Below are 21,144 nucleotides of genomic sequence, written 5' to 3' on the forward strand. Positions count from 1 at the left end.
CCGGCCCTCCTGCCGGCGCAGAGATCAGCCCGCGTAGGGGTCGGCGATGCCGATGTACTGGGTGTACAGGTACTCCTCGATGCCTTCGAGCCCACCTTCACGTCCCAGGCCGGATTGCTTGACGCCGCCGAACGGCGCCGCGGCGTTGGAAATGACCCCGGCGTTCAGGCCGAGCATGCCGGTTTCGAGGCGTTCACCCATCCGGATACCCCGGTTGAGGTCCTTGGTGAAGACGTACGCCACCAGGCCATATTCGGTGTTGTTGGCCAGGCGTACGGCGTCGTCCTCGCTGGAGAACGTGATGATGGGGGCCACCGGGCCGAAGATCTCCTCCGACAGGATCCGGGTGCCTTCGCTGACTCCCGAGAGGATGGTCGGCTGGTAAAAGTAGCCCGGGCCGTCCACCGGCGCGCCGCCCAGTACAGCCTTCGCGCCGGAGGCAACGGCGTCGGAAACCAGTTCGTGGACCTTGTCCCGGCTCTTGGCATCGATCAGCGGGCCCACCTTGGACTCGGGCTCGGTGCCGCGGGCAGTGGTCATCTCCTTCATCTTCGCGGCGAACTTCTCCGCAAATTCGGTGGCGACGGACTCGTGCACGATGAACCGGTTGGCAGCGGTGCAGGCCTCACCCATGTTGCGCAGCTTGGCCAGCATTGCACCGGCGACGGCCGCGTCCAGGTCAGCATCCTCGAAGACGACGAAAGGGGCGTTGCCGCCGAGTTCCATCGAGGTCCGGAGCACGGTTTCAGACGCATCGGCAAGCAATCGGCGGCCCACTTCGGTGGACCCGGTGAAGGAAAGCTTCCGCAGCCGGGAGTCTTTGATCAGCGGACCGGTCGTGGCGCCGGCCGTGGACGTGGGAATGACGTTCAGGACACCGGCGGGCAGTCCGGCTTCCTGCATCACGGCGGCGAACAGCTGCGAAGTCAGCGGCGTCAGGTTGGCCGATTTCAGGACCATGGTGCAGCCGGCGGCGACGGCCGGTGCGATCTTGCGGGTGGCCATGGCCAGCGGGAAGTTCCACGGCGTGATCAGCAGGCACGGGCCAACGGGCTTCTTGGTCACCAGCAGGCGGGACTTGCCGTCCGGGGCAACGGAGTAGCGGCCGAACGCGCGGACAGCTTCCTCGGAGAACCAGCGCAGGAACTCTGCACCGTAGGTGACCTCGCCGCGGGCCTCGGCCAGGGGCTTGCCCATCTCCATGGTCATCAGCAGCGCGAAGTCCTCGGCACGCTCAGTCACAAGCTCGAAAGCCCGGCGCAGGATCTCCCCACGCTCGCGCGGCGGAACTTTTGCCCAGGACTCCTGTGCAGCCACCGCTGCGTCCAAGGCCGCGGCACCGTCTTCGGCGCCGGCGTCCGCAATGCTCAGCAGCACCTTGCCGGTGGCGGGATCCTCGACGTCGAACGTCTTGCCGGAAGCGGCATCACGCCACTCGCCATTGATCAGCAAACCGGTGGGAACGGAGGCCAGAAGCCGGCTTTCACGGTCGGCGGTAACAGCGGCCTGTGCAGTAACAGTCACGATGACTCCCTCGTCAGTAGGGTTGTGGCGGCCGTGGTGTCCTGCCGTTGCGGCGGAGCGTCGGAGGCCGATTAACTGTCACACTACTGCGGGCACGGAGGAGGGGTCTACGCTCCGGCGCACTGCCCCATCACGGGTTTACTGTGCAGCTGCACAGCACTTTCCACCACGGGCCGGACGGGTTCGAGCTGGGCTCAGCGGGCGGCAAGGACGGCCGAATACAGCTCACGTTTACTGACCCTGACGTCCTCTGCGACGGCGGCCACGGCTTCCTTGAGCCTGATGCCCTGGGCCACCAGTTCGTTCACTGCCGCCACGTGGTCCTCCGGCGTTCCGGCGGCCTGCTCCGGCGCGCCACCGAGGACCACGGCAATCTCGCCGCGGACCTCGTTGTTTTCGGCCCAGTGCAGCAGCTCGTCGAGGGACCCCCGGATCACTTCCTCATATGTCTTGGTCAGCTCCCGGCACACAGCGACGGGCCGCTCCGGCCCGAAACGCTCCCGCAGCGCGCGGAGCATCACCTCAAGCCGGTGCGGCGCTTCGAAAAACACCATGGTCCGGCGCTCACCGGCGAGGTCTGCCAGCCGGCCGGCACGTTCACCGGCTTTCCGCGGCAGGAAACCCTCAAAGCAGAACCGGTCAGTCGGCAGGCCGGACAGCGCCAGGGCGGTCAGGACAGCGGACGGGCCGGGGACGGCGGTGACCGTCAGCCCGGCGGCAACGGCACCTTCCACCAGCCGGAAACCAGGATCGGAGACCGACGGCATGCCTGCATCGGTCACCATCACCAGGGTGCTGCCCGTCCGTACCTGGTCAAGGAGTTCCGCGGTCCGGGTCGCTTCGTTGTGCTCGTGGTAGCTGATGATCCTTCCGGCCACAGTGACGCCGAGGCTCTGGACCAGGCGGTGCAAGCGGCGGGTGTCCTCCGCGGCAACAATGTCCGCTGTCCCCAGGAGCTCAACCAGGCGCGCGGAGGCGTCGCCGACATTTCCGATGGGCGTGGCAGCAAGGACGATGCGCCCGGGGGTCGCAGGGCCGGCGGCTGGTGAGGTGTTGGGGGAAGAATCCACGCCACCAGCCTACTGCTGGGAAGGACTGCCAGCCGCAAAAGGTAGCATGGGGCTCGTGACGCAGACCTCGACGCGGCGGCCGGGAGCCGGACAACCCGCTCCCGCGGCGTCTGCAGGCACCCTTCCTGGGCTTGGTGAACAAGGTCCGCTCCGGTCCGTACGCGGCAGGTCCCGGCCGTGGGTGGTCCGGCCGGCGGAGGCCTTCAGCGCTGACGGACTCCGGACGCGGCTGCTGGGCAACGTCCGGTCGTGGCGGGAGTACCCGCCCTCGCTGCGGATCTGGTTCGTCCTGGTGCCCGTCTTCACGGCGGTGGTGGCGGGAATCCTCCGCTTCTTCCGCCTGGATGCACCGCACAAGCTGGTCTTCGACGAGACGTACTACGTCAAGGACGCGTACTCCTACCTCATCAGCGGCTACGAGCGCAGCTGGCCGGACAAGGCGAACGACTCCTTTAACGCCGGTAATCCGGATGTCCTGCTGAACGCCCCCGAATACGTTGTCCATCCGCCGGTAGGCAAGTGGATGATCGCCGCGGGTATGGCGCTCTTCGGCTCCGACAATCCCTTCGGCTGGCGCTTCGCAGCGGCCCTGACCGGAACCCTCTCGGTCCTGCTGGTCTCCCTTATTGCCCTCAAGCTCTTCAGGTCGCTTCCGCTGGCCGGAGCCGCCGGCCTGCTGCTGGCAGTGGACGGCCACCACCTCGTCATGTCACGCACGTCGCTGCTGGACATCTTCCTGATGTTCTGGATCCTGGCGGCATTCGGGGCGCTCCTGATGGACCGGGACGATGGCCGGAGGAGGCTCGCTGCCCGGCTGGCCGCTGCTGCGGCACGCAATGGCGGACGTCCGCCGGTGGCAGAACTGCTGTCCGGCCCGTGGCTTGGCGTCCGCTGGTGGCGCATCGCGGCCGGTGTCTGCCTTGGACTGGCTGTCGGCACCAAGTGGTCCGGCCTGTTCTTCCTGGCGGGGTTCGGGCTGCTCACCGTCTTCTGGGACCTGAATGCGCGGCGGGTGGCGGGCATACGGGGCTGGGTCAGCGGCGGAATCATCAAGGACGGCCTTCCCGCCTTCTTCAGCACGGTTCCGGTGGCCGCCGTCGTTTATTCGCTGACGTGGATCGGCTGGTTCCGGTCCGACAATGCCTACTTCCGCAACTGGGCAGAAAACAACCCCTCCGCAACGTGGGGCTGGTTGCCAGACGCCGTGCGGTCACTCGCCCACTACCACCAGGAGGCCTACACCTTCCACCAGGGCCTGAGTTCCGAGCACCCTTACGAGGCCAGCGCCTGGAGCTGGCTGGTACTGGGCCGGCCGACGTCGTTCTTCTATGAATCCCCCCAGCAGGGCACCCCCGGCTGCGACGTCGCCAAATGCACGTCGGCCATCCTCTCCGTGGGCAACCCCCTGATCTGGTGGGCTGCGGCCATCTCCCTGGTTGTCCTGCTTTTCTGGTGGGCGGGACGGCGCGACTGGCGCGCCGGTGCCATACTGGCCGGCGTTGCCGCGGGATACCTGCCGTGGTTCATGTACCCGGACCGGACCATGTTCTATTTCTACGCGGTGTCCTTCGAGCCCTTCCTGGTGCTGGCCCTCGCCTACTGCCTGGGCCTGGTCCTCGGCAGGGCATCCGATCCGCCATGGCGGCGCCGCTCGGGGCTGTACCTGGTGGTCCTGTTCGTGGCGGCAGCCATCATGCTGTCGGCTTTCTTCTACCCCGTGTGGGCAGCGGAGGTCATCCCCTACGACGCATGGAAGGTCCGCATGTGGATGCCGTCATGGATCTAGGGCAGGATGGCATCAGACCCCAATGGACGCCGCTGCCGCGGCCTGGCTGCGGAACGGAGACCTGTCGTGAGAGAAGCAAGCACTGAACTGTTGGTCGGGCTGGACGCCGCCAGCAACGTAACGGACCTGTTGCTGGAACGGAACGCCGCCAATCCCGCGCATGCTTTGTACCGGCGCAAAGGGCCGAACGGGTGGGTGGATGTACCGGCCGGGAAGTTCCTGCAGGACGTCAGCGCACTGGCCAAGGGGCTGATCGCCGGCGGGCTCGAACCCGGCGACACTGTAGCCGTCATGTCGGCCACCTCCTACGAGTGGACCCTGGTGGACTTCGCCATCTGGTTCGCCGGCGGAGTGACAGTCCCCATCTACGAAACATCCTCAGCAAGCCAGGTGGACTGGATCCTCCACGATGCCGGAGCGCGCCGCGTCTTTGTCCAGGACCACGCTACGGCGGAGCTTGTCAGCGGCGTGGTGGCCGGCTCGGCCACGCTCCGGGACCGCCTGGTCAACGTCATACGGATGGATTACGACGGCGAAGCACCGCACCTCGCCAGCTTGTCGGCTGCGGGCGCGGGAGTCAGCGACGCCGAACTTGAACGGCAGCGGAGCACGGCGGGCCTCGACGACGTCGCGTCCCTGGTTTACACATCGGGCACCACCGGCAGCCCCAAAGGGTGCGAGATCACCCACGGCAACTTTGCTCTGGTGGCCCGGAACATTGTGGCGTTCCTGCCGGAGCTCCTGGTCCAGGACCAGTCCCGGACCCTGATGTTCCTGCCGCTGGCCCACGTCCTTGCCCGGGCCGTGCAGGTGGTCTGCCTCTCCGCCGGGGCCACCCTGGGACACACCCCCGGCGCCGCGCAGCTGCTGGAGGACCTGGGAACGTTCCGGCCCACCTTCCTGCTGGTGGTCCCCCGGATCTTCGAAAAGGTCCGGGCCACCGCCGCACACAAGGCAGTACTGGCCGGGAAAGGCCGGCTCTTCCAGGCGGCCGCAGCAGCAGCGATCTCCTACTCCACCGAACAGGACCGGCAAAGCCGAGGGGAGGGGTCCGGGCCCGGGTTCGTCCTGCGGGTCCGGCACGGCATATTCGACCGGCTGCTCTATCCCCGGCTGCGCCAGGCACTGGGCGGCCAGGTGGGCTACACCGTGTCCGGAGCCAGCCACCTTTCCCTGGAGGACGCACACTTCTTCCGCGGTGCAGGCATCCCGGTGCTGGAGGGGTACGGCCTCACCGAAACCACGGCGCCGTGTACGGCCAACACCCCCACCCGGACTCGCGTTGGCTCCGTGGGCATTCCCATTCCGGGCACCACCATCCGGGTGGCCCAGGACGGCGAAATCCTGGTCAAAGGCATCGGCGTGTTCAGGGGCTACCACAATAACCCGCAGGCAAATGCCGACGCGTTCGTGGATGGGTTCTTCCGCACCGGAGACCTCGGGGTACTGGACCCGGACGGCTTCCTGACAGTCACGGGCCGGAAGAAAGACATCCTGGTCACGGCCGGCGGAAAGAACGTGGCCCCCGGGCCCCTCGAAGACATCATCAGGGCGCACCAGCTGGTGGGCCACGCCGTGGTGGTGGGTGACGGCCAAAAATTCGTGTCAGCGCTGATCACCCTTGACCCGGATGGACTGGCTGACTGGAGGTCGGAGCGCGGGCTGCAGCCGCTGGAGCGCCAGGCCGCCGTCACTGACGCCGAGGTCCTCGCGGCCGTCCAGGAAGCGGTGGACCATGCCAACCTTTCGGTCTCAAAGGCCGAATCCATCCGCCGGTTCACGCTCCTGGACACGGAGTTCACGGTGGAATCCGGCCACCTGACGGCGTCGCTGAAACTGAAGCGGTCCGCCGTCGTCAGCGATTTCAACGCCGAGGTGGCCAAGCTTTACGCCTGAGCGGGCTCCGTGGTCTCTTCCGCCGCCCGAGCCACGCCGCGCCGGCGGCGCGTGGGCCAGGTGAGGATCAGGGTCACCAGCGAGACGAGGAGCACCAGGCCCCCGATCACGATGCCGGCGTCCATCCAGAACTGGCCGGGGAACAGCCGGATCAGGGTGTCATCAAGGCTGAAGGTCCAGGATCCGTCCGCAAAGAAGATCCGGTGGAACTCGGTGAAGAACTGCTGCCAGCCCAGGAACGCCAGCGTGCCGAGTCCCACAATGAGGACCAGCGTGACAATGGAACCGGCGAAGAGGCCCCGCCGGACTCCCCCGGCGCTGCGCTTGCGCAAATACAGGACGGCAATGACGCCCAGGACCAGCAGCAGGATGCCCGCTCCGAAGGTGGAAAGGATCACGGTCTTGACGTCGGCCATGTGGCTGACTTCGCCGTCCTTGAACAGTTTGTCGCCGCTGCGGTGCACCAGGTCGCCGAGGTAGCGCGGACCTGCCCAGTTACTCAGGTAGTCGACGGCGTAGGAGCCGTAGGTCATCCTGTCGTCCGTGCTGAACCCGTAACCGTCGCCGGGAAAGCCGGGGCGGTTGTATTCGATCCACAGGAACAGCGGGCTGGTGACTGCGCGGACCGCGAGCACCAGCAGGACCACCGGGAAGAAGACGGCAAGAAGGACCTGCATGACCCTCGGTGCTACAGGTTTGGCGTTGGCCGCACTCTCACGCTCGGCATTGCGCCGCTCCACTTCCTCCTCGGGTGGGCGGACCGAAAGCGCGGACGTGGGGAGCGGTTCGCGGAACACCCCGCCGTCGCCCTTCCCGGAAGGCTTGCCGGTGGCGGATGGTGCTGCAGCAGAGGATCCCGCAGCGGACGTCCCGGCTGCAGGGGCCTGCACAGTGGCAGATTTTTGGGCGGCTGGTTCGTCGGCGGGTTCCGCGGCGCGGCGGCCAGACCTGCTGTCCGGCTGCTGGTCCAGGGGTACAGCCGCGCCTTCCGTGACGGTCCCATCCCCGGTGCGTACCGGAATCGGGGTCTCCTTTCCGGAGCCGTCCGCGGTGCGCGCCGGTGCCGGGGATTCCTTTCCGGTGCCGTCATTGAGGGACCGGTCCCGGGGGGTGGTGTCCTTGCCGGTGTCGCGGTCGGCCGAGTCAGCCGCCATCCAGGAGAAGGCGGGCTCGTCCGAGTCCCCTGACGTATCCAGGAAAGGTTCGGGCTGCGGCTTGGCGCTTTGGGCGCGGGCCGGTGTCTCGTCTTTCACAACAGCGTCACTTCCGTTGGGGTGTCCGCGCCGCGCTGGGATAGGCTGGCGCGCTTCATCTGTTGTTGAGCCTACCGCCCGCTCCTTGACGCGGGCGAGGAACCACCCCGGAGCAATTACAACGATTCAGGCAGCGATTTCCGTGTAGCCTGCATCCTCGCGGCGCAGGTCGCCCCGCTCCCCCGCCTGGTAGGCGCGGCGGCCCCATACCAGGGTGTATGTCCAGTAACAGGCCAGCACGGCGGCGCCGATGGCAATCTTCGCCCAGGCTGGAAGCGGGCTGGGCGTGATGAAACCTTCCACGAGGCCGGACACGAAGAGCACCAGGACCAGGCCCAGCGCCACGGTGACCAACGAACGGCCCTCCTCCGCCACAGCCCGCAGCCTGGTTCTTGGCCCCGGCGACACCATGGCCCAGAAGATCCGAAGTCCAGCGGCGCAGGCAATGAAGACGGCGGTGAGTTCCATGAGGCCGTGCGGAAGGATGTAGCTGAAAAAGACGTCCGACTTGCCGGCGGCGGCAAAGATGCCAGCCGCCACGCCTACACCTTGGGCATTGGTGAAAAGGATGATGGGCACCCATACACCGGTGATGCCCAGGGCAACAGCCTGGGCGCTGATCCAGGCGTTGTTGGTCCACACCGCGCCGGCGAAGGAAGCAGCCGGGTTCTCCGAGTAGTAGTCAATGAAGTCTTCTTCGACGTACTGCTTGGCCGCAGCCTCCGACGCCACCGCGCGCAGGGCCTCGGGCGATGATCCGATCCAGACCGCGTAGGCGGCGCCAATGACGAGGAAGGCAGCCCCACAGGCAAGCGTGAGCCACGCCAGGCGGTAGAACGCTGCCGGCAGCGCGAGGACGAAGAACCGCTCCAGGTCTGCCATGGGGTTGGACCGTGCACCGGTGAACCGTGTCCGTGCCTGCGCCAGGGTGGCTGAGAGGGACGCGGACAGTCCGCTTTCCGGGGCAACTGAACGGACGAGGGACAGGTGGGCGGACGTGGCCTGGTACAAGGCAAGCAACTCATCGGCCTCCAGCCCGCTGAGCTTGCCCTTGTGGGAAAGCTCGTGCAGCCGCGACCACTTGTCCGCGTTGACGGCGGAAAAGGCGTCCATATCCACGGCACCAGCCTAGCGGCACCGCACTAGACTTTGACCGACTGCACCATCGGCCGCAAGGAAACGGATACGCACGTGGGTTCGATCATCACCGGTGAGGCCGTGGTCCTGGAGCTGCGCCCCGCCTCCTTCGCAGCGCGCGCCCTGGGACTGTTCCTCGACGTCCTCTTCAACATGGTCCTGCTGGTGGTCATCCTGATCGGCCTCGCCACCGCCGGCGGGGACCTGGACGAGGCCGCCATGCGCGCGCTGGTCCTGTGCAGCGTGGTCTTCTGCCTGGTGGTTGTCCCGGTGGGGCTGGAAACACTGAGCCGGGGCCTGTCCCTGGGCAAGCTTGCCGCAGGCCTCCGGGTGGTGCGGGACGACGGCGGGGCCATCCGCTTCCGGCACGCCCTCATCCGTGGACTGGCCGGCTTCCTGGAGGTCTACCTGACCTTCGGCGGCCTGGCCCTTGCCGTGGCACTCTTCAACGATAAGTCACGGCGGCTCGGCGACCTGATGGCGGGAACTTACGCAGTCCGCACCCGGGTCGCTGCCGAGTGGCCGGTTCCGGTCTCCATCCCGCCAGGCCTCCACGCCTGGGCCCGGACGGCGGATATTGGCCGCATCCCGGATGCCACCGCACGCCGGGCGTCCCAGTTCATCCGGCAGGCCGGCAGGATGGCGCCGCTTTCCCGGGCAGGCATGGCCGCATCAATCGCCACCGAACTCGCGGCCCACGTGGCGCCCGGGCCGCCGCCCGGCACCGGCCCGGACGACTACCTTGCCGCCGTCGTGGCCGAGCGGCGGAACCGGGAACTCACCAAACTGGTCAGGCAGCGCCAACGCAACACGGAGGTCGGCGAGCGGCTGCAGCGGCTGCCTTTCGGCAGCTGACGTCAGTTGTCGTACTCAGCCCAGGGGATGTTCCAGTCGCCGTACCCGTCATCGTGGGCGGCGTAGTCACCCTCGGTGTTAATGATGTTCACCACGTCGCCGGTGCCCATGTTGTCGAAGACCCAGGCGGCGCCGTCGGGGGCGAACCCGATGCAGCCGTGCGAGACGTTCGTGTTGCCGATGTACGGGAAGGCGGATTCAAGCGCCTGGTGGATGTAGGCCCCGCTGAGCGTCAGCCTGATGGTGTACTCCACATCCACGTCACCGTAATAGGCCGGGTCGCCGGGTTTCAGCCCGATGCTGGAGGCGCGGAAGTGGTCGAACCGGTTCTTTTCCATGAGGACGCCAAAGCCGCGGGCTGACGGGAACCGTTTGTCCCCCATGCTGACGGGCAGCGTCTTCACCGGCTGGTCGTTGACGCTGAGGGTGAAGGTGTGTGCAGTGGCATCCGCCACGGCCACCTTCTTATCCCCGATATTGACCTTCACTTTTTTGTCGAAATTGGCGATCTGGCCGTTGCCCAGGTCCACGCCGAACATCTGCATGTCCATAGTGACCGTGGAATTTGCGGCCCAGAAGTTTTCCGCCCGGTACCGCACCATCTTGTCGCTGTACCAGTGGAAGGCGCCCACCTGCCCGGCGCTGCTGGTGATCTTGATGGCCTTCTCCACGGCGTCCCGGTTGAGCACGGGTTCGCTGAAGATGATCTGCAGCGGCTGGCCTACGCCCACCTTCATGCCGTCCAGCGGGTACACTGCGGCGTCAGCCTCGTGCGAACTCGAGACGGTGCTGAACTGCTGGGTGGTGCTCGTTTCGCGTCCCGCACCGTCCTTCACCACGAACGTATAGCTGTAGTCGGTGTTGAACTTCAGTGGCGCCGTGGCGGTCCATCCGGTGCCGGCAGGGTCGATGCTGCCATCCACTTTTTCGCCGGCAGTGCTGGTCAGCGTCACGCGCTCGATGGTGCCGTTGCTGACCTTCAACGACACGGGAGCCGCGGGGTTGACCTGCTTGGCGCCGTTGACCGGGGAAGCCTCGGACTTCACCGCAGCCACCACCGGTGACGCGATGCCGGGAGAGGTCCGGGTAGCGGATCCGGCTTCGGATTCCAGATCCACGCCGGCGAGGCCGGGGGCGACGGCGGCGAACACACCGCCGGCAGCCGCGAGGATGCACACCACAGCGATGATGAGCATCTTCTTGAGGGACCGGGGGCGGCGGGGCTGGACTTCAGGCTCCATGATCAGATCCTAGGCGCTGGAAGTAACGGCCCGGGCGCGGAGGGCGCCCGGGCACCTTACTTCTTGGTAACGGCTTGTTGGCGGCGGCTTCTAGTACCGGTAGTGCTCGGGCTTGTACGGGCCGGCGGCGTCGATGTCCAGGTACTCGGCCTGGTCCTTGGTCAGCTCGGTCAGTTCCACGCCAAGGGCATCCAGGTGCAGGCGGGCCACCTTCTCGTCCAGGACCTTGGGCAAGACGTAGACCTGGTTCCCGTACTCGCGCTCGTCGGCGGGCTGGTCCTTCTTGGTCCACAGCTCAATCTGGGCGATGGTCTGGTTCGCGAAGGAGTTGCTCATCACGAAGGAGGGGTGGCCGGTGGCGTTGCCCAGGTTCAGCAGGCGCGCCCTCGGACAGGACGATGATGGAACGCTCGGAGCCGGTGCCCTGGTCAAAGACCCATTCGTGTACCTGCGGCTTGATCTCGACTTTGTTGACGCCGGGGACCTTGGCCAGTCCGGCGATATCGATCTCGTTGTCGAAGTGGCCGATATTGCCAACAATCGCTTTGTTCTTCATGCCCACCATGTGCTCGGCCATGATGACATCCTTGTTGCCCGTGGTGGTGATGAAGATGTCGCCCTGGGCGAGCACGGATTCAAGCTTGGCCACCTGGTAGCCGTCCATGGCCGCCTGAAGTGCGCAGATGGGGTCGATTTCGGTAACGATCACGCGCGAGCCCTGGCCGCGGAGGGCTTCTGCCGCGCCCTTTCCGACGTCGCCGTAGCCGCAAACGACGGCGACCTTGCCGCCCATGAGGACGTCCGTTGCCCGGTTGATGCCGTCCGGAAGCGAGTGGCGGATGCCGTACTTGTTGTCGAACTTGCTCTTGGTGACGGAGTCGTTGACGTTGATGGCCGGGAAGAGCAGCTGGCCCTGTTCGGCGAGCTGGTACAGGCGGTGGACGCCGGTGGTGGTTTCCTCGCTGACGCCCTTGATGGTGGCGGCAGTCCGGGTCCACTTCTGCGGATCGGCGGCCAGCGAACGGCGCAGGACGTCGAGGAAGATGCCGTATTCCTCGGAGTCGGTGGGGTCTGCCGACGGAACGTTGCCGACTGCTTCGAACTCCACGCCCTTGTGCACCAGCATGGTGGCGTCGCCGCCGTCGTCGAGGATCATGTTGGGGCCCAGCTCAGGGTTGGTCTCGGCACCCGGCCAGGTGAGGATCTGTTCGGCGGTCCACCAGTATTCCTCAAGCGTTTCGCCCTTCCAGGCGAAGACGGGGACGCCCTGGGGGTCCTCCACCGTTCCCTTGCCCACGACGACGGCTGCGGCAGCCTCGTCCTGGGTGGAGAAAATGTTGCAGGACGCCCACCGGACGTCGGCGCCGAGCGCGGTGAGGGTCTCGATCAGCACAGCGGTCTGTACCGTCATGTGCAGGGAGCCCGCGATCCGGGCGCCCTTCAGCGGCTGGCTGGCGCCGAATTCCTCGCGGAGGGACATCAGGCCGGGCATCTCGTGCTCCGCCAGGCGGATCTGGTGCCTGCCGGCCTCTGCCAGGGAGATATCGGCAACTTTGTAATCGAAGGTCATGGATGGTCCTTTGCTGTGTCCGGGAAATCATGAACAGGCCGCATCAGCGTTTCCGGAGGGCCTGGAAATGGCAGTTGTTTGGTGTTCCGCAGGGGGGGCTCCGGGAGTCATGCACCGGGGCCGGGCGGGGTTAGCGGACGGCGCCTTCGGCGGGGTCCGAGTCGTGCTGGTCGGACCCGGCGGCCGTCGCGGCTGCCAGGAGTTCCGGGGGCAGGAGGAGGGGAATGCCGTCCTCGATGGCGTAGCGGGGCTTCACGCCGCCAGCCCCTGCGGCCGTGGCCACCAGTTCCTCGCCCTCCTGCACCAGGGGCGAGCCCGTGACGGGACAACGCAGGACAGACAACAGTTCGGAACTGATTTTTGGCATATGGTTCAGGCTCCCTGGCGGGCGCGCTCGCGCCGGTAGCGGAAATGGTGTGCAGGTTCCAGCGTACCGCCAGAAAGGGCTTAGGACGGCTCGCGCAAAATGCGCAGGTGTCCCCTTCGGGTCCCTTCGGCCCCGGCAGGCGCCTCCAAGGCGGAATGCTGGCTGCGCTGCGCGGGTTGCTGCGGCGCCTGGGCGGGCACTGCTGCCGCGTCCCGCACCGCGTTGGCCAGCGCGAGGAGATCGTCCGGGCCGGGCTGCTGCGGAGTTGAGGGCATGGCCAGCCGCAACACCTCCCAGCCACGGGGAACGGTCAGCGAGTCGGCGTGTTGCTCACAGAGGTCATAGCAATGCGGTTCTGCGTATGTGGCAAGCGGACCCAAGACAGCGGTGGAGTCCGCGTACACATAGGTCAGGGTTGCCACCGCCGACTGGCGGCAGGCAGATCTTGAACACTGACGGATAGCTCCCACGACATCCCAGACTACTCTGCACCCACGCCAAAACGCCGCATTGGGGCCCCTGCCCGGACGCGCCTTCGCTGCGGGGCGAATCTGTCGCGGAATCCCCGGTCCGGGTTTAAAGTCAATGTATGCAGTCATCGAACCAGAATTCAGGCCTGACGGTCCGGTTGGCTGACCCGGATGTCGAGTCCACCACCGGGGCGTCCGCCGCCGGCCGGAGCTTCATGCGGCGCCGTCGGAACCGTCACGGCCGGGGCCTGCGCGGGGAAGTCATGCTGCCCACCCACCCCGGCTACCGGACGCGCGGCGACCGCTTCGATGACATGGTGCTGGACTCGGCCCAGCGGCTGCACGATATATGGGGCAAGACCCTGGACGGCGTCAGGTTCGGCGTTGATGAAATCCCACCCGAGCTGGAACTGCTGGCTGCCACCGGCGCACCCGCACCCATGGGCGCCTACACGCCGGCAGCCGGGGATGACGGGCCGCTGATCACCGTCTACCGGCGCGTAGTGGAACAGGCCTGCCCGGGCGTGGAGGAACTCCAGGACATGGTTCACGACGTCGTCGTTGAGCACACTGCCGAGATGCTGGGCGTGGCGCCCGAAACCCTGGACCCGGTGTACCGGCGCCGCTACTGAACGCGCAGGCGGGTCAGTAGCCCAGGGCTACAGGGACCGTTTCCTGCCCGGCGGCTGCAGGCTGGAACGGCAGCGACGAGACGTCGCTCCGGCCATCCTGTCCCACCAGGACCGCACCGTAGGCGGCATCGCCGGATGCTGACACCACGTAGCCCACAACCCCGGCACCGTCTGCCTCATTGGGGACGGTGATGGAGGCCGTCGTTCCGCCGGCGATATCGGCGGTGGCCGGTGCCTTCACCGTGCCGTCGGCGGTGATCGGGGCGTAGGTGATGGTGGCCCTGGCATCGAGGGCGCCAAATACCAGTTGACGGGTGCCGCCCTTGGGCACGGCCACCACATGCTGGCTGCCCAGTCGGATTCCGGATGCCGCCCAGGCGATGTCCGAGGGCTGGTTCGCCTGCAGCCCGCGGGTGATCCGCGTTGCCGCCACAAAGGAAACGTCGGACGACGCCGCTACCGTGTAGTTTCCGGCCGGCACCCCTGCCAGGGATACTTCGGTGATGGAATTGGCTTTGGCTGTGATCACGCCGCCGGACGGAAGTGCCTTTTGGCCGTCCCGTCCATAGAGCTTGACCTCGACCACGGCGTCGGACGGCCCCGGGACGGTGATCTCCAGCGCGGGCGCGGCGTCTGCGTATCCTGGCTTAGAGGTCAGCGCAGCGATGCCGGCAGCATCCTGGATGTCAACGCCGGTCATCACCTGGCGGACAGCGGGCGCAGTGCCCGGCGTAATGAAGTCCACTCCCCCGGGTATCAGGCCGCGCAGGACACTCTGCTGGATGGCCGCCGCAATGGGACCGCCAGTGCTGCGGACACGGACACTCAGCTGTTCCTCGCCCGGCGCCAGCCCGGCCAGCACCACTGAACGCGTGGTTCCCGGCGCCACCAGCAGGCCGCGGCTTCCCGGCGCCTGGATCTGCCCCTTCCCGCCGAACAGCTCGAGGCTGACGGTGGCCGGGCTGCCGGATGCATTGCTCAGGACCAACACCGATGTCCGGCCCACGGTGGTACTGGCTCCGGCAAGCCATTGGTCGTTGGAGGGCTGCAGGCAGTTGGCCGCGGCCGAACCCTGCAGGTCACCGTCGGTTGCCCTGAAGATCATGGCCCCCGCTGCGGAGGCCTTCTGGTTTGCCACGGCGTCGGCGCTGAGGACTGTGACCGAGTCCACCCCACGGCCTGACACCGTACCGGCCAGCAGTTCCTGCCGCGGACCTTCGGATGCCGGTGCGCCCGGAGCCTTGGCGATCTCGACGGCGGTAGCCCCGTCCAGCCGCGACAGCCGGCTTCCGGGTACTACACCCGCAGTCCCCAATACCGCGCCGGTCACGCTGGTGGCGGCGGTGTCCGACTCCGGGCTGAACTGCGGATCGGTACCTGCTTCGGTGCCCTCCAGCAGGCGCGCCGGGCCCGGGCACACACCCACGCTGGTTCCGGCGGGAACAGAGGCAGCAGCAGGCTGGACGCTTCGGCTGGAGGCGGCGTTGGGCAGCAGCGAGCCTGCGGCAACGACACCTCCGGCGCAGGCCAGGACAAGGACGGCTGTGGCGGCCCCGGCAAGGGCCGTCGTCCGCCGCTTCCCGCCGGCAGGGACGTCAGCCGCGCCGGAGTCCTTCCGGCCTTGAAGTCCGTTCCGGTCCTGCCCGGATGCGGCATCGGCTGCGGCGGGACGGGTGGGGTGCTCATGCATTCTGCTTTTCCTTACGCAGGGCGCCTTCGTCGCGTGACAGACCGGTCCTGGGCCTGTTGACCGGCATGGGGATGGCGAGCATGACCGTCAGGCCGATGATGGTGAACTGGGCTGCTCCTACCCACCAGGACCAGGGGTTCTCGTAGCGTACTGTCAGTTGTCCGCCGGACGCCGGCAGCGTGAACGCCTGCGCCCATCCTGACGTGGTGGATGTGAGCTTCCGGCCATCGAGCCAGGCGGTCCAGCCAGGATCGGCGCGTTCGGCCAGGACAACCAGGCGGCCTTCCGGGCCGCCGGCAACGGATGCGTCGACGTCGTTCAGGCCCGATGGCACCATAGCCAGCGTGGTGCCGTTGCTGTCCGTAATCCTTACGCGGTGGGCAACTTCCGCTGCCTGTGTGGCGGACTGGTTCCGGGACGTAATGCGCCAGAGCCAGCCGACGTCGGTCTGTCCCACAGCCACAAGCCCCGGGACGGCGTCCATCCGGCTTGCGGTCAGTTGAGCCGCGGTATCTGCCGAGCGCAGGACCACGAATCCGGCGCCGAGCTTCTCAAGGTCTTCGCGGGGGTCAACGCCCTGCCCGGCAACCAGTGTGGCCACTACCCTGCGGACGGACGCTGTGACGTCGTCGTCGCCGCGCACGGTCTCGGCTCCCGCAGCACCAGTGATGCTCCGGGCCGAGGCAATAGCGGACAGACTGTCCAGGGTGGTTCCCGCACCACGCATCAGGGAAGCGTCGTAGGTGCCGTCCTCGCGGGTACCGATCAGCAGTGTCCGTGTCTGCTCAGCACCGGTTCCGCGGTCGATTGCGGTGGCTGGAAGGGTGCGGGTGCCGGCAGCCTCTATGAGCCTGGCGGTACCGAGCCCGGGTGTCCCGGACTCTTCGGGAACGGCGGGCGCCGCAGTCGCTGGGGCGGTCCGCAGCAGGTTATGGGCAGACCATGCGGCCATGCTGGCCAGCGGGCCAACAAGAAGGACCGCCATGCCCACTGCTACCGCCGCGTTGGCCACCGTGGCACGGCGCGGTTCTTTTGCGGCTGCCCGGCCGGCTGCGTTCAGGAGCCGTTCCGCTCCGAGCAGTCCGGCACCCAGGAGGGCAAACGCAGCGGCGGAAACGGCCGGTCCGGTGAACGGGGTAACGAGACTGTCCGCAGTGGCACCGGTGGCCACCTGGGTGGCCAGCCATCCGCAGGCCAGCGCTACAGTGGCCGCTGCCCACAGCGTCCGCACCGTCCCGGACCCGCGTCCCGGGGCGAAAAGGGCCGAGACGGCAAGGATCAGTACCGGTGCTGCCAGGAGGACCGCCAGCACCAGGGCCCACGGCAGCGCGCCGTCTTCGAAGAGCGGCAGCCCCACCAGCCCCTTTGCGGGGTCGAAAGCCAGCGGCTGCCCCAGGAGCTGCTGCCAGAGCGGGGCAGCCTCGAAGGGCAGGGGCATGCCGGGGTCGGCAAGCAGGGCACGCGGCCTGTCGAGCACCGAAATGCCGAACGGAATGAACAACGCAGCGCTCGGCAGGAGGGCCCACCACACGGTCCGGCCGCGCCGGCCCATCCGAAGGCCACAGATAATGATGACCAGGGCTGCCGGGACCAGGAGGGAGGGTGCGGCAGCAACTGCGACGGCCAGGGCGAGGCCCGCCGCGGCCGCGGCAGTCCAGGAAGGCGTTCCGTTGATTCCTGGCCGGACGGCCGGTTTCTCGGCTGCGCGCGGGCCTGATTGCTGTAACGCGTGCCGGCCGTGGCCCACAGCGGAACCCGTAGCCCGCAGCAGGGCCAGGACAACCAATGGAACCATCAGGTGCGCCACCAGGGCTCCGGCCCGCCCTTGGTTCAGGGCAACCTGCAGCGCTGGCGCAGCCGACCAGAACAGTGCGGCGGCCAGGCGAAGTCTCCGCCGGGTGGTCAGCCCGCCTGCGGCGAACCACGCCGTCAGTCCGGACAGTGGCGTGCCAAGGATGATAAGCCAGGCCATGGCCGCGTTCGCGTTGCCGCCGCCCAGTACCCCCAGGACCCACAGCACGTAATCGAAGGGGTCTCCGTGGCCGGGAAGTCCCGCCCCAAGATTGATCCACCAGCCGGAGGCGTTCTGCCAGATGTCCCCCAGGCCAGTGGAGATGGGGATGAGGCCACCGCCGGCCACAGCCTCCGCACGGAGAAGGCCCGCCAGGCCCAACAGCGAGGCAAGGGAAGCGATGATGAAGGCGGCCAGGGCGCCGTTGCCCACCCAGCCGCGTTTCCGGGTCGCCAGCGCGGCGAAATCGTCTGCGGAGTCACCGGTGGGCTGGTGCGCCAGGGGGTCCTGTTCAAGCTCGTCCGCGGGGTTGTCATCCGCGCCAATGGCTTCCATGAGGGAACGCCGGTGGCTCCAGACTTCCCGTCGCGGGGTCTGGAGCTTGCGGATCACGGACCGGCGGATGCGCCGGGTCTGCCGGGCCGACTTCCTGGCGCGGGCAAGGGCACGTGGCCGTGCCAGGGCGGCGAACGTGGCAGCGAGTTGCGTGATTCCATGGGCCGGGTCCTTCACCACGACGCTCAGGACCAGCCTGAAGAGGCTTCCGAGCAGGGCACCTGCGGCATGCACCGGAACCATCCACAGCGGCGAGTGTTTCAGCCGCAGGTGCACCTGGGCCTTCCTGGCTGCTGCCGGGTTTCCCAGGCCATGCGGCCTGTGCGCCACATGGAACATTCGGGCCGCCGGCACTACGACAACACGGTGCCCTGCCAGCCGGTTGCGCCAGCAAAAGTCGACGTCGTCTCCGGTGCCCGGAAGCCCGGGGTCGAATCCGCCCAGCTGATCCCACACGTCCCGCCGCACAAGCATTCCCGCCGAGTTGACGGCAAAAGTGTCGCTGCGGCCGTCGTACTGTCCCTGGTCGAGCTCGTCGGCGTCGATGAGCGTCAGCCGTTCCGCCCACCTGCTGGTGGACAGCCCGACGTCGATGAGCTTCCGTTCCTCGTGCCAGTCCAATTGCTTGCAGCCGGCAACGGTCACCGAGGGCGCACGTTCCACGGCGCCGAGCAATTCGGCCAGGGCCTCCGGGGCCGGGGCGGCGTCGTCGTGGAGCAGCCAGATCCACTCCGGCTTGCCGTCAGGCCTGGCTGCCCCGCCCGGGGCCAGTTCCGAAAGGGCTGCGGACACAGCGGCGCCCATGCCGCCCTTCCCGTGATCATGGGAGACGACATGGGCTCGGCCCAATGTGTTTTCGAGTAGGGTCCGGGAGTCGTCGCCGGACCCTGTATCGACGCCTAGTGCGTAGTCGACCGGCCGGGTCTGGTCCGCTAAGCCTGCAAGCGTTCTGGGGAGATAGGCACTGCCGTTGTGGGCAACCACAACGGCAGTGACATGGACATCCTGGTGAATCAGACCGCTCGCTTCCTCAGTCGTCGGCGCTCACGCTCGGAAAGGCCTCCCCAGATGCCGAACCGTTCGTCATTGGCCAACGCGTACTCCAGGCACTGTGAGCGGACATTGCACGCACCGCAGACCTTCTTGGCATCACGGGTGGAACCGCCCTTTTCCGGAAAGAAAGCTTCAGGATCGGTTTGGGCGCACAGGGCGTCGGTCTGCCAGCCCAGTTCCCCTTCGTCGTCGAAGTCCTGCTGGAGCGGCAGGCCGATCCACACCGGCTGCACCGTTCCCGGAGCAGCCAGTTCCATGGGCGGGTCAAGTTCGTCTTCGGGTTCCGCGCCGCCATCGAGAAGGGCTTCGTGGGCTGCCAGGAATGCGGTGGCCTGGTCTTCAAGAGCAGCGCCGGTGTTGCTGTTGTAGCGGTCCGCGGCGGCGGGATCGGCGGGATCCACGTACCAATCGCTGGGCACCCCCCGGGCACGGTACCTTGCCGTAGCCTGTCCGGCCACGACGGCATCTTCCTGGATACGCTCTGCTTGCCCCACGGCGACCCTCCTGGTGTTGCAGCCACTGCCTGGATACGTGGACACTCGGTTGTGTGCCGGTATTTACGCAGTTGCCTTTAGATATCTAATTACACGTGTGTAACTAAGGCGAGTCAAGCCGCAGCCGGGATAATAATCAGTGACCTCGGCGAACCACGTGCACGCCACGCCCGGGAATTTTTACCCACCGGAGCCGCTTCCCCCTCTCCCGCCGGCCAAAAGGACGGAAAACGGGCCGGAATCGCTGTCGCCGCGCGAAAGTAACGCCCTTCGCGGTAAATAGCAAGCCCGCTTACTACTTCATGTGATAAAGATCTCATGCGGCGCCGATCGCCTCTGCTGCGGGCACGCCCGGGCCGGATGACCGGCACGGCGGCCAGTGGCAGGATGGAGGCATGACTACTCCGGCAATCCAGCTGATGAACAGCCTCCGTTCAGGCAACTCCACCGCACCGCGGCTGACGTGGTACGGGCCGGAGGGCGAGCGGGTGGAACTTTCGGGCCGGGTCCTGGACAACTGGGTAGCGAAGACCAGCAACCTGCTGCAGGATGAGCTCGATGCCGGGCCCGGCATGAAGATCAGGCTGGCCCTTCCCGCGCACTGGAAAACAATGGTGTGGGCACTTGCCTCGTGGCAGCTGGGCCTCGAAACCGTCCTGGATGGTGGGGGCGCCGACTTCCTCGTCACTGCCGACCCCGACCGGCTGAACGGCGGGACGCCCGGGCAGGATCCGGCAGACGGAACCTACGACGCCGTGATCGCCGTCGCGCTTCCTGCCCTGGCGATGCGATGGCCGGGTGAGCTCGCCGGCGGCTGCCTCGACTACGCGGCCGAAGTGCGCCTGCATGGAGATGTTTTCCTGGCGCATGCCGATCCCGATCCCCTGGCGCGGGCCATCTCAGGATCGGATGGCCGTGAGCACCTCCAGCAGGACCTGCTGGAGGGATTCGCCGCCAGCCATGACGACGGCGTTCGGCTGCACATTCCGGCCGGGGATGGCCTGGAGGCGGCACTTGCCAATGCCCTCGGGGCATGGAAGCAGGACGGGTCCGTGGTGATCACCCACCCGGACGTCCAGCTGACCGACAGGCTGCTGTCCGCCGAACGCATCCACGGCAACTAGCACCGTCAGGCACCGCCCGGTACCCCTGCCATTCCGGAAGGGGGCGGTAACGTCCCCCTAGGACTTCGCCGGACCGTCCGCGGACGGCTGGCGCTCGTTGTCTGCCGCCACCGGCGCTCCGTGGTGGTGCACTTCAATGAGCTCGTGGTCATGCGAGAACTCCGGCTCTTCGTCCAGTTCCTTGTTGAACACGAGGAAGCGGTAGGCGAAGAAACGCACCACGGTGGCCACCAGGATGCCGACCACACCGGCCAGGAACAGCAGGTTCTTATCAGTGACGCCGAGCCCGTACTTGGCCAGCGCCGTGAATCCGGTGGAGATGCCGATGCCTATGCCGTTGATGAGGACGAACATGACGAACTCGCGCAGGACATTGTCCTGGCGGCGGTGGCGGAAGGTCCAGAAACGGTTGGCGATCCACGAGAAGACGGTGGCCACCGTGGCGCCAACGAACCGCGCCTTCGCTTCGCTGTCCGTCATGGGACCGTGCATCAGGTAATACGTCAGGCCGTTGTCAATGACGAAGGCCACACCGCCCACCGCCCCAAATTTGGCAACCTCGCGCCAAAACAGCGACGCCAGGCCCCGGATGCGGTCTGCAAGTGCGGAAATCATGACCCTCCAAGGCCGTATAA

At 67.0% G+C, this 21,144-nt stretch carries 16 protein-coding genes and 1 pseudogene; 5 read left to right on the plus strand and 12 right to left on the minus strand.

Annotation, left to right across the window (positions count from 1 at the left end; all coding sequences use genetic code 11):
* Positions 1–24: 24 nt before the first annotated feature.
* Together QE394_RS02760 and rsmI are read right to left on the minus strand one after the other, a co-directional pair.
* Positions 25–1,524, minus strand: coding sequence for an NAD-dependent succinate-semialdehyde dehydrogenase (locus tag QE394_RS02760; protein WP_261620935.1), 1,500 nt, complete (start codon positions 1,522–1,524; stop codon positions 25–27).
* Between the two features lie 194 nt (positions 1,525–1,718).
* The gene (rsmI, locus tag QE394_RS02765) at positions 1,719–2,594 is read right to left on the minus strand and encodes a 16S rRNA (cytidine(1402)-2'-O)-methyltransferase (protein WP_056081857.1); all 876 of its coding nucleotides are present in this window, start codon (positions 2,592–2,594) and stop codon (positions 1,719–1,721) included.
* Positions 2,595–2,640: 46 nt separating this feature from the next.
* Here rsmI and QE394_RS02770 point away from each other — a divergent pair, with 46 nt between their 5' ends.
* Both QE394_RS02770 and QE394_RS02775 read left to right on the plus strand, forming a co-directional pair.
* Positions 2,641–4,380, plus strand: coding sequence for a phospholipid carrier-dependent glycosyltransferase (locus tag QE394_RS02770; protein WP_349033663.1), 1,740 nt, complete (start codon positions 2,641–2,643; stop codon positions 4,378–4,380).
* Positions 4,381–4,446: 66 nt separating this feature from the next.
* Positions 4,447–6,276, plus strand: coding sequence for an AMP-dependent synthetase/ligase (locus QE394_RS02775; protein ID WP_349033664.1), 1,830 nt, complete (start codon positions 4,447–4,449; stop codon positions 6,274–6,276).
* On the opposite strand, the gene QE394_RS02780 is transcribed toward QE394_RS02775, so the two are convergent.
* Both QE394_RS02780 and QE394_RS02785 read right to left on the minus strand, forming a co-directional pair.
* On the minus strand, positions 6,267–7,529 hold the full coding sequence (locus QE394_RS02780; protein WP_349033665.1) for a TIGR01906 family membrane protein: 1,263 nt from the start codon (positions 7,527–7,529) through the stop codon (positions 6,267–6,269). The genes QE394_RS02775 and QE394_RS02780 overlap by 10 nt on opposite strands.
* A gap of 126 nt (positions 7,530–7,655) precedes the next feature.
* On the minus strand, positions 7,656–8,648 hold the full coding sequence (locus QE394_RS02785; RefSeq protein ID WP_268158530.1) for a stage II sporulation protein M: 993 nt from the start codon (positions 8,646–8,648) through the stop codon (positions 7,656–7,658).
* 72 nt (positions 8,649–8,720) lie between these two features.
* Between QE394_RS02785 and QE394_RS02790 the strand changes: the two genes are divergently transcribed.
* Entirely contained in the window at positions 8,721–9,521 is an 801-nt protein-coding gene (locus QE394_RS02790; RefSeq protein WP_349033666.1) for an RDD family protein, read from the plus strand.
* 2 nt (positions 9,522–9,523) lie between these two features.
* Here the strand turns inward: QE394_RS02790 and QE394_RS02795 are convergent, their stop codons facing one another.
* The 4 genes and pseudogenes from QE394_RS02795 to QE394_RS02810 form a co-directional block, all read right to left on the minus strand.
* The gene (locus tag QE394_RS02795) at positions 9,524–10,762 is read right to left on the minus strand and encodes an Ig-like domain-containing protein (RefSeq protein WP_056081875.1); all 1,239 of its coding nucleotides are present in this window, start codon (positions 10,760–10,762) and stop codon (positions 9,524–9,526) included.
* Positions 10,763–10,852: 90 nt separating this feature from the next.
* A pseudogene (ahcY, locus tag QE394_RS02800) lies at positions 10,853–12,332 on the minus strand (adenosylhomocysteinase).
* Between the two features lie 130 nt (positions 12,333–12,462).
* The gene (locus tag QE394_RS02805) at positions 12,463–12,699 is read right to left on the minus strand and encodes a hypothetical protein (RefSeq protein WP_056081880.1); all 237 of its coding nucleotides are present in this window, start codon (positions 12,697–12,699) and stop codon (positions 12,463–12,465) included.
* 80 nt (positions 12,700–12,779) lie between these two features.
* Positions 12,780–13,169, minus strand: a complete 390-nt coding sequence (locus tag QE394_RS02810; protein ID WP_056081883.1) for a DUF3499 domain-containing protein — start codon at positions 13,167–13,169, stop codon at positions 12,780–12,782.
* Positions 13,170–13,288: 119 nt separating this feature from the next.
* On the opposite strand from QE394_RS02810, the gene QE394_RS02815 reads away from it, so the two are divergent.
* Positions 13,289–13,801 carry a metallopeptidase family protein gene (locus QE394_RS02815; RefSeq protein ID WP_056081888.1) on the plus strand — a complete coding sequence of 171 codons (513 nt, stop codon included), beginning with the start codon at positions 13,289–13,291 and terminating at the stop codon, positions 13,799–13,801.
* 13 nt (positions 13,802–13,814) lie between these two features.
* Here QE394_RS02815 and QE394_RS02820 read toward each other — a convergent pair whose 3' ends face one another.
* Genes QE394_RS02820 through QE394_RS02830 form a run of 3 tightly spaced genes read right to left on the minus strand, consistent with a single transcriptional unit; the run spans position 13,815 to position 19,385 of the window.
* Positions 13,815–15,491, minus strand: coding sequence for a DUF5719 family protein (locus QE394_RS02820; RefSeq protein ID WP_349033667.1), 1,677 nt, complete (start codon positions 15,489–15,491; stop codon positions 13,815–13,817).
* Complete coding sequence (locus QE394_RS02825; protein ID WP_349035362.1) at positions 15,484–18,852, minus strand: glycosyltransferase; 3,369 nt, start codon at positions 18,850–18,852, stop codon at positions 15,484–15,486. The genes QE394_RS02820 and QE394_RS02825 overlap by 8 nt, the downstream gene beginning before the upstream one ends.
* Entirely contained in the window at positions 18,852–19,385 is a 534-nt protein-coding gene (locus tag QE394_RS02830; protein ID WP_082497433.1) for a WhiB family transcriptional regulator, read from the minus strand. Before QE394_RS02830 ends, QE394_RS02825 begins: the two co-directional genes overlap by 1 nt.
* 395 nt (positions 19,386–19,780) lie before the next feature.
* Here QE394_RS02830 and QE394_RS02835 point away from each other — a divergent pair, with 395 nt between their 5' ends.
* Positions 19,781–20,509, plus strand: a complete 729-nt coding sequence (locus QE394_RS02835) for a TIGR03089 family protein (RefSeq protein ID WP_056081899.1) — start codon at positions 19,781–19,783, stop codon at positions 20,507–20,509.
* Between the two features lie 57 nt (positions 20,510–20,566).
* Here the strand turns inward: QE394_RS02835 and QE394_RS02840 are convergent, their stop codons facing one another.
* Positions 20,567–21,124, minus strand: coding sequence for a GtrA family protein (locus QE394_RS02840; RefSeq protein WP_056081900.1), 558 nt, complete (start codon positions 21,122–21,124; stop codon positions 20,567–20,569).
* Positions 21,125–21,144: the final 20 nt, after the last annotated feature.

Source organism: Pseudarthrobacter sp. SORGH_AS 212 (genome assembly GCF_030818145.1).
GTDB lineage: Bacteria > Actinomycetota > Actinomycetes > Actinomycetales > Micrococcaceae > Arthrobacter.